At 64.4% G+C, this 14304-nt stretch carries 13 protein-coding genes and 1 pseudogene; 6 read left to right on the top strand and 8 right to left on the bottom strand.

Annotated features, from left to right (window positions below):
• Positions 1-67 precede the first annotated feature (67 nt).
• Positions 68-550 carry a UPF0262 family protein gene (locus FMM79_RS15645; protein WP_148628387.1) on the bottom strand — a complete coding sequence of 161 codons (483 nt, stop codon included), beginning with the start codon at positions 548-550 and terminating at the stop codon, positions 68-70.
• A gap of 155 nt (positions 551-705) precedes the next feature.
• Between FMM79_RS15645 and FMM79_RS15640 the strand changes: the two genes are divergently transcribed.
• The gene (locus tag FMM79_RS15640) at positions 706-2232 is read left to right on the top strand and encodes a replicative DNA helicase (protein WP_148628386.1); all 1527 of its coding nucleotides are present in this window, start codon (positions 706-708) and stop codon (positions 2230-2232) included.
• Positions 2233-2364: 132 nt separating this feature from the next.
• Here the strand turns inward: FMM79_RS15640 and FMM79_RS15635 are convergent, their stop codons facing one another.
• Complete coding sequence (locus FMM79_RS15635) at positions 2365-3846, bottom strand: NCS1 family nucleobase:cation symporter-1 (protein ID WP_148628385.1); 1482 nt, start codon at positions 3844-3846, stop codon at positions 2365-2367.
• 267 nt (positions 3847-4113) lie between these two features.
• Between FMM79_RS15635 and ftsH the strand changes: the two genes are divergently transcribed.
• A complete protein-coding gene (gene ftsH, locus FMM79_RS15630) occupies positions 4114-6045 on the top strand; it encodes an ATP-dependent zinc metalloprotease FtsH (protein WP_148628384.1) in 1932 nt (643 codons plus the stop codon).
• 111 nt (positions 6046-6156) lie between these two features.
• Here the strand turns inward: ftsH and FMM79_RS15625 are convergent, their stop codons facing one another.
• The 3 genes from FMM79_RS15625 to rpoZ form a co-directional block, all read right to left on the bottom strand.
• Positions 6157-6993, bottom strand: a complete 837-nt coding sequence (locus FMM79_RS15625; protein ID WP_148628383.1) for a DUF3667 domain-containing protein — start codon at positions 6991-6993, stop codon at positions 6157-6159.
• A gap of 106 nt (positions 6994-7099) precedes the next feature.
• Complete coding sequence (locus FMM79_RS15620; RefSeq protein WP_240339246.1) at positions 7100-7894, bottom strand: ParA family protein; 795 nt, start codon at positions 7892-7894, stop codon at positions 7100-7102.
• A gap of 76 nt (positions 7895-7970) precedes the next feature.
• Positions 7971-8315, bottom strand: coding sequence for a DNA-directed RNA polymerase subunit omega (rpoZ, locus tag FMM79_RS15615; protein WP_039392671.1), 345 nt, complete (start codon positions 8313-8315; stop codon positions 7971-7973).
• A gap of 362 nt (positions 8316-8677) precedes the next feature.
• Here rpoZ and FMM79_RS15610 point away from each other — a divergent pair, with 362 nt between their 5' ends.
• The 4 genes from FMM79_RS15610 (at position 8678) to FMM79_RS15595 (ending at position 13059) form a co-directional block, all read left to right on the top strand.
• Positions 8678-11128 (top strand): PhoX family phosphatase, encoded by a 2451-nt coding sequence (locus FMM79_RS15610; RefSeq protein ID WP_148628381.1) that lies wholly within the window; start codon positions 8678-8680, stop codon positions 11126-11128.
• A 152-nt stretch (positions 11129-11280) separates the two neighbouring features.
• Positions 11281-11706, top strand: a complete 426-nt coding sequence (locus FMM79_RS15605; protein WP_148628380.1) for a hypothetical protein — start codon at positions 11281-11283, stop codon at positions 11704-11706.
• A gap of 128 nt (positions 11707-11834) precedes the next feature.
• Positions 11835-12365 (top strand): cytochrome c, encoded by a 531-nt coding sequence (locus FMM79_RS15600; protein WP_148628379.1) that lies wholly within the window; start codon positions 11835-11837, stop codon positions 12363-12365.
• A gap of 4 nt (positions 12366-12369) precedes the next feature.
• Entirely contained in the window at positions 12370-13059 is a 690-nt protein-coding gene (locus FMM79_RS15595; RefSeq protein WP_148628430.1) for a cytochrome b/b6 domain-containing protein, read from the top strand.
• Between the two features lie 19 nt (positions 13060-13078).
• Here the strand turns inward: FMM79_RS15595 and FMM79_RS21265 are convergent, their stop codons facing one another.
• From FMM79_RS21265 to FMM79_RS15585, 3 genes and pseudogenes are all read right to left on the bottom strand, one after another.
• Positions 13079-13243: a hypothetical protein gene (locus FMM79_RS21265; RefSeq protein WP_153269331.1), complete on the bottom strand. Its 165-nt coding sequence runs from the start codon at positions 13241-13243 to the stop codon at positions 13079-13081.
• A 274-nt stretch (positions 13244-13517) separates the two neighbouring features.
• Positions 13518-13810, bottom strand: a pseudogene (locus FMM79_RS21945) (integrase core domain-containing protein); the annotation flags it as partial.
• Positions 13811-13902: 92 nt separating this feature from the next.
• The gene (locus FMM79_RS15585; RefSeq protein WP_148628377.1) at positions 13903-14091 is read right to left on the bottom strand and encodes a hypothetical protein; all 189 of its coding nucleotides are present in this window, start codon (positions 14089-14091) and stop codon (positions 13903-13905) included.
• Positions 14092-14304 lie beyond the last annotated feature (213 nt).

The raw sequence follows: 14304 nt of genomic DNA, 5'->3' as shown, positions 1-14304 counted from the left end.
GTCCCGGGCCCTGTCGTCAGCGCGTGCAGTGTAAGTGTGAAGTATGGTGTGCGATCGTTAACAATCGTCAACCACGGATATGGAGCACGCAGATCAGCGTGAACAGACGCCGCGCGGTGGGATGGTCGGTCTCGACCTTGCCGTCGAGGCGCTCGATCAGGAGTTCGGCGGCGTCGTTGTGGATGCCCCGCCGGGCCATGTCGATGGTCTCGATCTCCTGCGCGGTCGCCTTGCGAATCGCCTGGTAGTAGCTCTCGCAGATCGCGAAGTACTCGCGGATGGGGCGGCGAAAGCGCGCCAGTCCCAGCACCAGCGTTTCCAGTTCGGCGCCCTTCTCGTCCGAGACCTGCATCGAGAGCCGTCCGTCGCGCACCGAAAGGTGCAGGTGATAGGGGCCCTCGTACCCGCCTTCATAGGCGCGCAGGGGTTTGAACAGGTTGTCCTCGATCAGGTCGAAGATCGCGATCCGGCGCTCCTGCTCGATATCGGCATTGCGCCACAGGATCGTGGTATCGTCGAGTTCGATATGAGAGATGCGCGGGTCCGCCATGATTCCTCTGGCCTTACGCGCTTGCGGCAGGGCCGGGCAACCCTGACCTTTGGTGCCCTTGCCACGCCCCATCCACAAGCTGGGGAAAAAATTCGCCGCCGCCTGCGCGTCGCCCCCTTGCCCGCTGGCGCCCGCGGGCGCATTGGGGAAGGCTTATGGCACAGCAGGACGTTCTCAAACTCGCCGAAGTCTCGAGCGACGACACGCAGGGCGCGCGCGCCCTTCCCTCGAACGTGGAAGCCGAAGCCGCGTTCCTGGGGGCGCTGCTGATCGACAACCGCGTACTGGAGGAATTGCAGACCCAGCTCGGGCCCCAGCACTTCTTCGAGCCTGTCCACGCCCGCATCTTCGAACGCATCGTCACCCTGCTCGATCGCAAGGCGGTGGTCACGCCGGTCACGCTGCGCCCCTATTTCGAGGCCGATGAGCAGCTGAAGGCGCTGGGCGGCGTCTCCTACCTTGCCCGCCTCACGGCCGACGGACAGGGCCTCCTGGCCCCGCGCGAACTGGCTGACCAGATCTACGACCTGGCGCTCCTGCGCGAACTGATCACAGTGGGCCGCACCCTTGTCGAAGGGGCGATGGACACCTCCGAGGCGGTCGAGCCGCAGCAGCAGATCGAACAGGCCGAAGCCGCGCTCTATAAGGTGGCCGAAGGCGCCGCCTCCGCGAACGAGGCCAAGAGCTTCGCGCAGGCCACCCACACCGCTATCTTCAACATCGAGAAGGCGTTCAATTCGGGCGGCAACATCTCGGGCAAGACGACGGGCCTGGAATCGGTCAACTCCAAGATCGGTGGCCTTCACGATTCCGACCTTATCATCCTTGCCGGCCGTCCGGGCATGGGCAAGACCTCGCTTGTCACCAACATCGCCTTCAACACCTCGCAGCGCTACGTCGACGACATGGCCTTGGGGATCGAGCACAAGCGCTCGGTCGGCGCGCCGACGGCCTTCTTCAGCCTCGAAATGAGCGCCGACCAGCTGGCCACGCGTATTCTGGCCGAACAGTCGGGCATCAGTTCCGAAGCGCTGCGCATGGGTAAGATCAGCCGCGAAGATTTCCAGCAACTCTCCTTTGCCAGCCAGCGCCTTGCCGAACTGCCGCTCTACATCGATGACACGCCGGGCCTCTCGATCGCCGCGCTGCGCACCCGCGCGCGCCGCTTGAAGCGCCGCTACAACATCGGCCTCATCATCATCGACTACCTGCAGCTGCTCTCTGGCTCGGGCCGCGCCAACGACAACCGCGTGAACGAAATTTCCGAAATTTCACGTGGTTTGAAGACGCTGGCTAAGGAACTGGAAGTGCCGGTGATCGCGCTCTCCCAGCTCAGCCGCGCGGTGGAAAGCCGCGAGGACAAGAAGCCGATGCTCTCCGACCTTCGCGAATCCGGCTCGATCGAGCAGGACGCGGACATGGTCTGGTTCGTCTTCCGCGAAGACTACTACGTCAACGCGACCGAACCCAAGTTTCCCGCCGAGGGCGATCCGCCCGGCGTGGTCGACAAGTGGGAAGCCTGGCGCCAGCGCATGGAGCAAGTCACTGGCCTTGCAGAACTGATCGTCGCCAAACAGCGTCACGGCTCCACGGGCCGCGTCCGCCTGAAGTTCGAGGCGCGCATCACCAAGTTCTCGGATCTGGATGCCGACGATCCGCGCGGCGGTTTCGTTTCCGACTAAGATTTTACAAGGGGCCATCGTCCCTTGCCCCCAAACGGGCGTCCTCAGCGTTCTCGCGCCACGGTGGCTGCGAAAGGTGATGTCGACAGTTCGGGGAGCCCGAGAGCAATCGCCCTCGGAACCACCTATTCGTCACTCCGCCGCCTGGACTTCGCCCGCAGGTACGTGCTCGGCGCCGAGCCGCATGAGCCCGGCATAGACGCCCAGCGCCACCAGCACGCCCACGAACCAGGCGTAGGTATAGACCTGCCCCCAGAACCAGCCCATGGAGCCGAAGTTCGCCGGGAACGAGACGGCGAGAAAGCCCGGCACGTTGGGCGCGATGCCCGCGGCCAGCGCAATCAGAGCCTTGGGGTTCCAGCCATTGCCATAGCGGTAGGGTCCGTGCTCCTGGTAGAGCCCCTCGACGTCGAGCCGCGTTCCCCGCACCAGCCAGTAATCCGCGATGAGGATGCCCGCGATGGGCCCGAGCAGCGCGCCGTAGCCCGTGAGCCAAGTGTAGATGTAGCCGTTGGTGCTCTCCAGAAGCTTCCAGGGCATCATGAACAGGCCGATGAATGCGGTGAACAGTGCCCCGGTGCGATAGGAGATGCGCGAAGGGTAGAGCGCGGCGAAGTCATAGGCCGAGCACACCAGGTTCGCCGCGATGTTGCACGAGACCGTATCGACCGCGATAACGATGAGGCCGAGCAACACGAAGGGACCGGACAGCGTGCCCGCCAGCTGCACAGGGTCCCAGATCGCCTCGCCATAGATCACCACGGTCGCCGAGGTCGTCATCACGCTGATCAGCGCTACCAGACCCATCGTCGGGGGCAGGCCCAGCGTCTGGCCGATCATCTGGTCCTTCTGACTTTTGGCAAAGCGCGTGAAGTCGGGAATGTTGAGCGCCAGCGTGCCCCAGAAGCCGACCATGGCGGTGAGCGAAGGCAGAAAGACAAGCCAAAATTCCCCCTCGCGCGCGCCGCCCGGAACGAAGGCCGAGGGGCTGGAAAAGATCGGCCCGACACCCCCCGCAGCATCAAGCGCCCACCACAGAAGGCCAAAGCAGGCCACCATTTTCAAGGGCGCCGTCCAGGTTTCGAGGCGCCGAATCGTAAGGATGCCCTTGCGCACGAAGGCCAGCTGAATCGTCCAGAAAGCGAGGAACGAGAGCAGCTCGCCAAGGCCGATGCCGAAAAAAGGCAGCGGGTTGCCGCGCATGTCGGCGCTCAGGAAGATGCCAAGCAGCGTCAGCAGCGCCTCGCCCCCGATCCAGGTCTGGATGCCGTACCACCCGCAGGCGACGAGCGCGCGGGCCGCGGCCGGGAGGCGTCCTCCCACCGTCCCGAACGAGGAACGCACAAGCACCGCAAACGGCACGCCGTAACGCGCGCCGGGGTGTCCGATCAGCAGCATGGGAAGGAGAATGATGACATTGCCCAGCACCACCGCGCTGGTTGCCTGGAGGGCGGACATGCCCTGCTCGATAAGCCCGGCCGCCAGCATCCAGGTCGGCACGGCGACGATCATGCCCACCCAGAGCGCGGCGAAATGGTACCAGCGCCAGGTGCGCTGGTCCGGCCCGCTGGGCGCCAGATCCTCGTTCCACAGCGAATCGCGTCCCTTGCTCACGTCATCCCCCTGCTCTTGCCCCACCCGGAAATTTCCCAAGTCTGCGAAGATGCTGCATCGCGAAAAATTGGCAAGCCAAACCGCGAATCGCTGTTCATCTGACGGATAAGGCCCGGCATTTGCACGGCGCGTGCGACCTGCGCCTATGGACACATAACTTCACACCCGCAGGTGGCAGGCGAAAGCTTGGTTTACTATACGCAGGCTAACTTGCGATTCAGCCCCGCTCACCTACATTAGGGGAGCGAAAGGACAGGTACTGAACTGATGAACGACGACCAGCCCAACGGCAATCCATGGGTCAAGAGCCTCCTCGTCTGGGGTGGCATCTTTCTGGCCCTGCTCATGGTGGTATCCATGTTCAGCGCCCGGGAGACGACCGGGACGACGATTCCCTACTCCGACTTCCGCGACAAGGTGGCCCAGGGCAACATTTCGCAGGTCGAGATCGGGCAGGACCGGATCGACGGCAAGATGCGCAATGGCGACAGCTTCTCGACCGTTCCCGTCGGCACCGACACCACGCTTCTCCCGCTGCTGGAGGAACAGGGCGTGCAGGTTTCCGGCAAGGCGCCCGAACAGGGCAGTATGCTTGTCTACATCCTTGCCAACACCCTGCCCTTTCTGCTGCTGATCGGCATCGCCTTCTTCGCGCTGCGCCAGGTCCAGAAGGGCGGCGGCTCGGGCGCGATGGGCTTTGGCAAGTCCAAAGCAAAGATGCTGACCGAACGCTCGGGCCGCGTGACCTTCGACAACGTCGCTGGCATCGACGAAGCGCGCGAGGAACTGGAGGAAATCGTCGAGTTCCTCAAGGACCCGACCCGCTTCTCCAAGCTCGGCGGCCAGATCCCCAAGGGCGCCCTTCTCGTCGGCTCGCCCGGCACCGGCAAGACCCTGCTCGCCCGCGCCATCGCGGGTGAGGCGGGCGTGCCCTTCTTCACCATCTCGGGATCGGACTTCGTCGAAATGTTCGTGGGTGTGGGCGCAAGCCGCGTGCGCGACATGTTCGAGCAGGCCAAGAAGAATGCGCCGTGCATCGTTTTCATCGACGAAATCGACGCGGTCGGCCGTCACCGTGGTCATGGCCTGGGCAATTCGAACGACGAACGCGAGCAGACCCTCAACCAGCTGCTGGTCGAGATGGACGGCTTCGAGGCCAACGAGGGCATCATCATCATCGCGGCGACCAACCGTCCCGACGTTCTCGACCCCGCGCTGCTGCGTCCGGGCCGCTTCGACCGCCAGGTCGTGGTGCCCGTGCCCGACATCGAGGGCCGTGAGCAGATTCTCGCCGTCCACATGAAAAAGGTGCCCCTGGCGCCCGACGTCAACGCGCGCGTCATTGCCCGCGGTACGCCCGGCTTCTCGGGCGCGGACCTCGCCAACCTCGTCAATGAGGCGGCTCTCCTCGCCGCGCGCCGCAACAAGCGCCTGGTGGCCATGCAGGAATTCGAGGACGCCAAGGACAAGGTCATGATGGGCGCGGAACGACGCTCGATGGTCATGACCGAGGACGAGAAGAAGATGACCGCCTACCACGAGGCCGGGCATGCCATAGTCTCGCTGAACGAACCGGCCTCGGACCCGATCCACAAGGCCACGATCATCCCACGCGGCCGCGCCCTGGGCATGGTCATGCGCCTGCCCGAGCGCGACAGCTATTCCTACCACCGCGACAAGATGCTCGCGAACCTCTCGGTCGCCATGGGCGGCCGCGTGGCGGAAGAGCTGATCTTCGGCCACGACAAGGTCTCCTCGGGCGCCTCGGGCGATATCCAGTACGCGACCAGCCTCGCACGCTCGATGGTGACCAAGTGGGGCATGTCGGACAAGCTGGGCCCGCTCCAGTACGAGGAAAGCCAGGAAGGCTATCTCGGTATGGGCGGCTCGAACCGCACGATGGCCTCGGACGAGACCAACAAGCTCATCGACAGCGAGATCCGCACGCTGATCGACAACGCGCACGCCCGCGCCAACCAGATCCTCACCGAGAAGGGTGACCAGCTCGAAGCGCTGGCGCAGGCCATGCTCGAATACGAGACGCTGTCGGGCGACGAGATCAAGGAACTGATGGACAAGGGCTCCATCGATCGTCCGAGCGACCCGCGCGGTCCCTCCTCGGTCCGCCCGGTCACCGGTTCCTCGATCCCCAAGTCGGGCAAGCGCTTTTCCGGCGGTACACAGCCGCAAGGGGCATGACAGCCGGGAAGGCTCTCTGATCCCGCTAACGGTTCCCGAGAGGGGAATGCAGGAGGGGCGCCGGGTTTATCCTGACGCCCCTTTTTGCTGCCTGCTGCATGTGCGCCGCCCTCAGCCGACCAGGCCCAGAAAAAGCAGGATCGTCGTGAACAAAAGGGCGATCACGCCGATGAAGACGAGGAGCACCAGCCATCGCCACACGGTGGAGCGGTGCGAGAGCTCGTACGCGCCCTTCAGATGCCGGTATATGTGGATCACCGCGACGATGGCAAAGGTGTTCACCAGCCAGGTGGAGGGCACGCCCAGCCCGCTTGCGATGGTCAGCACGATCCCCATGAACGACATGAAGGCAAGCGAATAGGTCACGAAGACCGCGTGGTCGTACAGGCCGAAACGCCGCCGCCACACGAACAGCAGGGCTACGAAGGGCACCGACAGCGGGATCAGCAGCCAGGAGAACTTATAGGCGCTAGTCTGGAGCTTGTAGAGCATGAGCCCTGAGTTCTTGCGCCACTTTCCGATGCCCTTGTCGAGCCGCTTCCAGCCCGAATGGAGCGAGTTGAAGCGCTCCTCGTCCTCTTCCTCGCGGCGGTAGCTCGGGAATGTGCGCAGCTTTTCAAGCTCGGAGGCATTGGCCGCCAGTTCCTTGTCGATCATCGCCCGCTCGTGGGTGTCTGGCTGGGTAAAGGCGCGCGCCTTCTCGAGGTTCGCGCGCTGGTCCTGCAACCTGTCTTCCAGCCTGTGGACGTGCGCCTCCATGGCCCCGCCGCTATCCACCGGAGGTGCGATCCCCATGATCTGGAGCACCGCGAACATCACGAAGACCGAGAACAGGAACATCGCCATGGGCGATACAAAACGCACCCGCGCGCCTTCGATATAGGCGCGGGTCAGCTCGCCCGGCTTCCAGGCGAGCCCGGGCAGCGTCGCCCAGGTAGCCTTCGACATTCGTGCTCATTTCATGCCCCTTGCTGTGCCGCCGGGACGCTAGCGCAGCTGTGCAGCTGCGAAAAGACGGCGAAAGCCCCTCTCGCCATTCGTATCTACGATCGGGTCAGCCGCGCCGTTCGGCAAGCTTGCGCTCAATTGCGCCCCAAAGGTTTGCAAAGGCGCGCGCGGCCGGACTGCCCGGCGCGATCTCGCCCACCGGGCGTTGCTGCACCGCACATTGCTCAAGCGCGCTGGCATAAGGCACCGCTGGCCAGCCTGGATGCTGGTCACGCACCTCGCGGTGCAGCGTGCGGCGCATGTCGAGCATCGAGAGCACTGGCAGGATCGGGGGATGGCGACGGGTATTTCCGGCGATCTCGCGCACGACAAGATCGAAGGCGCGCGTGGAGAGCGGCGATGGCGGCAGCGGCACGATGACAAGATCGGCCGCGCGCACGATCTGGGCGGAGAGCTCGTTGATGACCGGCGGGCAGTCCAGAAGGATGCGCGCATAGTCCGCGCCCAGCGCCCGAGTCAGCTTTGCCAGACGCCGCCGCTTGCCTATCTCGGTCAGGCGTGCGTCGATTGCACGGATGGATTCGTCGGCGGGCAGCAAGTGAATGCGGGAATAGCCGGTCTTCTGGATCAGCTTCTCGGGCGCGCGCTCTTTGGCAAAGACATCGTGCGCGGGCTTCGCCCCCTTGGGCTCCAGCCCATAGAGAAACCCCGAACCGCCTGCGGCATCGAGATCCCACAACAGTGTTCTGTGCCCGGAGATCTGCGCCGAGCACCAGGCCAGATTGCTGGCGAAGGTGGTTTTGCCCACGCCGCCCTTGACGCTGTAGATCGCGATGGTGGCGCCCAATGCGCCAGAGGGATCGCCCGCTATGTCAGGCGATCCCCCGGTCAAACCCGCAATGCGGGGCAAAGCTCTTTTCTTCCCGGCCACATCGCAATGTCTTGCGCGTCAGGCCGGGGAGGTCAAGCGGCGCGGATCAACCGTCGTAATCGCCACCGATCGAGGTGTTGCGCGTGGGCGCAGAGGCCGTGATGCGCAGGGCCTCGGCCGACTGGCTGAGCGAGCCGATCTCGTCCATCTCGTCGTCGTCATCGGGCAGCACGCGCTGCATCGAGGTGACGAGCGATTCCTTGAGGTTGGTGGGGACCACGGTCTGCTCGGCGATCTCGCGCAGGGCAACGACGGGGTTCTTGTCACGGTCGCGGTCGACGGTGAGCTCGGCGCCACCCGAGATCTCGCGCGCACGCTGTGCGGCAAGCAGAACGAGATCGAAACGGTTGGGGATCTTGTCGACGCAATCTTCGACGGTAACGCGCGCCATGGGCACTCCGTAAGAAACTGGTTTTCCTGAAAGGACGCTGTCTAGTGAAGGCAGCCAAAGAAGTCAAGAAAATCCCGAAAAACGCCGCTTTTCCGGACCATTCATAGCCTTCTCGCATAGGCAGCAAAGGTGACTCCCGGCCCCTCGCGCGACATCGATGCCCACTTGGCGCCGGTTAGTTGGCGATCCGATCGCCAAACATCCCGCCCGCCTGCTCCCGAAGCTTTCAGGTACCTCCCTGTCACAGAAAAAGGGAAGCGCAGCAAAAGTACAGTCATGTATTCGCCATCAAACTTGCGTTCGACTGACACAATCCCCGCTTAACTGGTGCGCCATCTTCAAACGGATGGGGCTCTTCCAGCATGACACCTCTCGATCCTGCCTACGGTTACAGCGACGGCGACGTCGACACCAACGATACCACCACCCCTTCGCTCGAAACGCTCGCGGACAACCGCTTTTCGCGCCGCCAGACGCTCATGGGCGGCGCCAAGGCCACCGGCATGGCGCTGATGGGCACCGCGATGCTGGCCGCCTGTGACGATGACAACACAGGCTCGGATGCGGGCATCATCGTGAACGCGGGCAGCAACGCAGTCACCAGCGCGGGCCGCGTCGTCACGCTGACGGGTACCGTGGTCGCCGGATCGGCGAGCACCACCACCTGGATCCAGACCGATGGCCCGGATGTCGAGCTGACGCTGGACGGCACCACCGCGACCTTCCTCGCACCCGCCGTGGAAGATGCCATCGACCTCGCCTTCACTTTCATCGCGACCACCAGCGAGGGCATCGAGCGCAAGGCCGTGACTTACGTGCGCGTCTCGCCCGCGGTCCTGGGCTTCACTGCGGTTGAGCACAGCCTTGCCGACACGGTCCTCGTCCCCACCGGCTACTCGGTCACCGTCATGACGCGCCTGGGCGACCCGCTCACCGCCGCGACCCCGCCCTATGCCAATGACGGCTCCGACACCGACTTTGCCAACCGCATCGGCGACCACGCCGACGCCCTGCACTACTTCGGCCTCTCCGCCGCAGGCGCGCCCGACGATATGGCCAACACCCGTGGGCTCATGGTCCAGAACCACGAGAACATCACAGAGGACTACCTCCACCCCGCAGGCCCCACGACCATCGGTGGCGCCCGTCCGCTGGAGGAAGTGCGCAAGGAAATCGAGTGCCACGGCGTCTCGGTCGCCGAATATGTCGACAGCGGCAACCGCACCTGGTCCTACGTCCAGGACAGCAGCTTCAACCGCCGCATCACCCCCAACACGCCGATGACGCTGTCGGGCCCGGCGGCAGGCTCGGCCTGGATGACCACCGCCTACTCGGCCGATGGCACAAGCGGGCGCGGCACCATCAACAACTGCGCCAACGGTATCTCGGCCTGGCACACCAACCTCACTTGCGAGGAAAACTGGGCCGGCTACTTCCGCCGCGACAGCGGCGATGATGCCAACCGCACCCCGGCGCAGCTGACCTCGCTTCAGCGCTACGGCGTGCGCAGCACGAGCGGCAACTACGGCTGGTCGAGCGCGTCCACCACCGACACCACGATCACCCGCTGGAACGCGACGATCATGGGCGCGGATGCGACCGAGGATTTCCGCAACGAGCCCTTCCAGTTCGGTTGGGTCGTCGAGATTGATCCTTACGATCCCACTTCGACGCCACGCAAGCGCACCGCGCTCGGCCGCTTCGGCCATGAAGGCGCCTTCGTGCGCGCCGTCGTCGGGCAGCCGGTCGCGGCTTACATGGGCGACGATTCGCGCGGCGAGTACCTCTACAAGTACGTTTCGGACGCGAACTGGAACGCAGGCGATGCCAGCAACGCCGACCGCCTCGCCGTCGGCGACAAGTACCTCGACCACGGTACGCTCTACGTTGCGCGCTTCAACGCGGATGGGACCGGCGAATGGCTTCCCCTGGTCCATGGCCAGGTCCCGCCGCGCCCGGCTTCGGGCAGCTATCCCGAGTACACCTTCGCCGACCAGGCCGACATCCTGATCAACCCGCGTCTCGCCGCAGACGCGCTGGGCGCCACCCCGATGGACCGCCCCGAGTGGACCGCAGGCAACCCTGTCACGGGTGAGATCTACCTGACCCTCACCAATTCGAACAACTCCAACCGCCCGGTCGACGGCACCAATGCGCCAAACCCGCGCTCGTACTGGAATTCGGGCAACCCCAACGGCCACATCGTGCGCCTGCGCGAGGACGGCGACACCACGGCGGCGCACACCTTCGCCTGGGATATCTACATGTTCGGTGCGGACACGCTCGACTGCGACACCGCCTTCGAGCAGACCAACATCAATATCTCGGACCTCGACACCAGCAACGACTTCTCGAGCCCGGACGGCGCCTATTTCTCGCGCGAGAGCGCGGTCTCGGGCCAGTTCAACCCGGTGTTCTGGATCCAGACCGACGATGGCGCGATGACCGACATCACCAACTGCATGATGCTGGCCGCGATGCCCGGCAGCGTAGGCGATGGCAACGCCTTCACCGTCACCAACACCGACGGCACGCAGACAACCACGCAAGGTACGCACGTTGGCGCCCTTGCCACCCCGGCCACGCTGCGCCGCTTCCTCGTCGGCCCGGTCGAGTGCGAGATCACCGGCATCGACATGACGCCCGATGGCCGCACGCTCTTCGTGGGCATCCAGCACCCGGGCGAACGCGGCGATGCCAGTAACGTGACCAGCCACTGGCCCGAAAGCCAGACCAATGCCGCGGCCTCCTCGCGGCCCCGCTCGGCCGTGGTCGCGATCACCAAGGACGATGGCGGGGTGATCGCACTCTAAGGCGCCACACCGGCAAAAGCCGTGCAGGAGGGAGGGCGCGCAGATGGCCCCCTCCCTCTTCGCATATCCATTCACTGAACAGGGGCGCAATCGGCACTCGTGCCGCGCCCGTACATCACCTAGCCTCGCCTTCACGGCAGGAGGGAGCAGGGATGGCGGTTCATGTGGTCTACGCCCGGGCGGATGGGCACTCCTGTCTGGCGCCCGTCACGGTACGTTCAGCCCCTGAGTATGGCGATCCCCCGCTCTCCACCCCCGGCTGGCGCACGCTGGTCTGGGACATCGGCCCGCTCGTCGATCCCTTCCACACATCCAAAGGCTGCGGCAGCTTCCAACTCGTCCTCGAAGGCGCCCTGCGCATCCGTGTGACCGGCGGGTCCTTGCGCGAGGCGATCGCCCGGCCCGGCGATGCCTTCGTCTTCGTCGACACACAGGGACAGGGCCACGAGGCGTCCCGGCTCGAAGGCACGCCCCTCACCGCGCTCAACTTGCGCTTCCCCCCCGATTGGGACGCGGTGCGCCAGCCCTTTGCGGATTGGCCGGAGGAGGCTGTGCCGTTCCCGGCACCTAACCGCTGACCGGCTGTCATCCCCTTGGAAGAGACGAAAGCCGAAGCCTCTTGCTTCGCAGATGCAACATTCTGTCACTTCATTCGTTCGTGGCATTCGGTATAACGCTGCCAGAATATGCAACAGGAGAACCGCACATGGCCTTGAAGTCTGTCACCGGGCTTGCCGCCCCCGCCCTTGCTATCGTCCTTTCGCTCTCGGCCTGCAGCGGCTCGGAGCCCGACGGCGATCCGACCGAAGCGGCCAGCGTCGATCCCTCGATCGGTGCCGTTGACGCCGAAGCCACCATCGAGGCGCGCGAAGACAACTTCAAGGCGCTCGCCAAGGCGATGAAGGCCAACAAGGCCGAACTCGACGAGAGCGATCCGGACTTCGAGGACATTGGCGAGAACGCCACTGAAATGGTCACCGCGGCGCAGAAGATCCCCGCCCTCTTCCCCGCCGGCACCGGCCCGGATTCGGGTGAAGAAACCGACGCGCTTGCTACCGTCTGGGAACGCCCCGAAGACTTCGAGGCGGCCGCCACCAAGCTGATCGACGCCACCATGGCGCTGCGCACCGCTGCGCAGAGCGAAGACGCGGCCGCGACCAAGGAAGCCTTCGGTAACGTCGGCATGGCCTGCAAGGGCTGCCACGACGACTTCCGCAAGGAAAAGAAGGAAGGCTGACGTGATGACGGAAGGTCCCGGACAGACCCGTATCCGGCTCTGGGACCTTCCGGTCCGCGTGTGCCACTGGTGCTTCGTGGGACTGATCCCGGCGCTCTGGTGGACAGCGGAGAACGACGAGATGACCTGGCACATGCGCCTGGGTCTTGCGCTCACCGCTCTGCTCACGTTCCGCGTGCTGTGGGGTTTCGTGGGCAGTTCGACGGCGCGTTTTACGAATTTCGTGCGCGGCCCCCTGGCGGTGGGGCGCTACCTCGGCTCGCTCGGCAAGCCGGGCCATGATATCACCGTCGGCCACAACGCGGCCGGTGGGTGGAGCGTTCTGGCTCTTCTGGCTGCCATGGCGCTGCAGGTGGCGCCAGGCCTCATCAGCGGCGACCCCGATTATGGAGCGGCAGGCCCCCTGTACGACCTGGCCGGTTTCGAGCTCGCCTACGAGGCGACCGAGTGGCACACCGAAGTCGGCTTCAATCTCATTCTCGCGGTGATCGGCCTGCACCTGGCCGCGATCCTCTTCTACCGCACCATCAAGCGCGACAACCTTGTCGCCCCGATGGTCACCGGCCACCGCCCTGCCCCCGCAGGCACGAAAGGCATGGCCCCGGTTCCCGCGTGGCGTGCGCTGATCTGCGCCGGGATCGCGATCGGCTTTGCGATCTGGTTGTGGCTGGGGGCTCCCCCGCTCACGTCCTGACAGAACGGAGGGCGAGCCTTTAGAAGATGAGCTCGAAGATCCCCGCCCACAGCACCAGCGAAATCGGCACGGCGACGAGAAGCCCCGGAAAGATGCCCCGCATGCGCGGACGTGCGTCAGGCGTAGTGGCCTGCACGGCCATAGTCGGTGCAGAGGTCTCGATATCGGAAAACGCGGTCGCCACTGTGCTTAACTCCCAGGAGATGACAGTCTCCCTCTAGCGCGCGAGGAGCTACCGGATTGCATCCGTCTAGAGTTAACGCAGAACGCGCCGTTCTTAAGATTTGAAGCATCTCTCACGTCCCCTCGCAGGCAGAGGTAGCTTGGTTTATCTGAACAGGCTTTGACGTTTGATACGTGGATCATCTGCGGTCTGGTGGCTCAAGCTGCCACTTGCGGGGCGTCACTCCGGCCGGGCTACGCCCGACCTCCATGACGCCCCGCAAGTGGCGGCCAATTCACGCTGCCATGGCCTGCGGCAGATTATCAAAGTAGGTTCGATCAGGCGTACGCCCACCGAGGCTCGAGTGAGGTCTCCGGGCGTTGTAGAAGCCCAGGTATCGGCCGATCAAACTGCGTGCTTCGCTGACCTAAGCGTCGGCGTGCAGGTAGACTTCCGCGTACTTCATCAAGCGTTACAGCCGCTCGACCACGACATTGTCGCGCCAGGCGACGCCCCGTCCATGCTGATGGCAATCCCCTTGCGCCGCAGCACGCCGGTGAAAGCCTGGCTGGCGAATTGGCGGCCCTTGACGCCCTTCTAAGAGTCAAGCTGCAATTTGGCTTTGGCTGATCTCCCGCTGCCGATGATGTGGATCGCGCTTTAATACCAACCTGCATTGATCAGAACCTACGGGCCCATTTGCGGCGTCCGATGGTCATGATACGCCTAGGCTGATCAACGAGCTTGTTCCAGGCCTGGCAGCAATAGTCGTGCGCCAGCTGGGCCAACGTCTTCTCGCCCTTGATCGCGGCAAGCGCCACCTTCGCCTTGAATGCCGGGCTGTGGTTGCGCCGGGGTCGTCTGCTCATTTTCTGCTCCTGTCTCGCAGCCTTTCTGGCTGCCTTCAGGCAGAAAATCCAATTATCTCAGTGTGCAGATTCTCCAGGCCACCTCTGAGTGGCTTAACGCCTTGTTCGAAAAACCGGCACCACCTCAATCCTCCCTTCCAACCGCAGCTTCGCAGAGAGGGGGGAGATCTTCGGCGACGCGGTCGTTGCAGCGGCTCTCTTCGACCGCCCGTT

It is taken from the genome of Novosphingobium sp. BW1, assembly GCF_008107685.1.
Classification (GTDB): domain Bacteria; phylum Pseudomonadota; class Alphaproteobacteria; order Sphingomonadales; family Sphingomonadaceae; genus Novosphingobium.
This window is presented reverse-complemented; position numbering and strand designations above follow the sequence as displayed.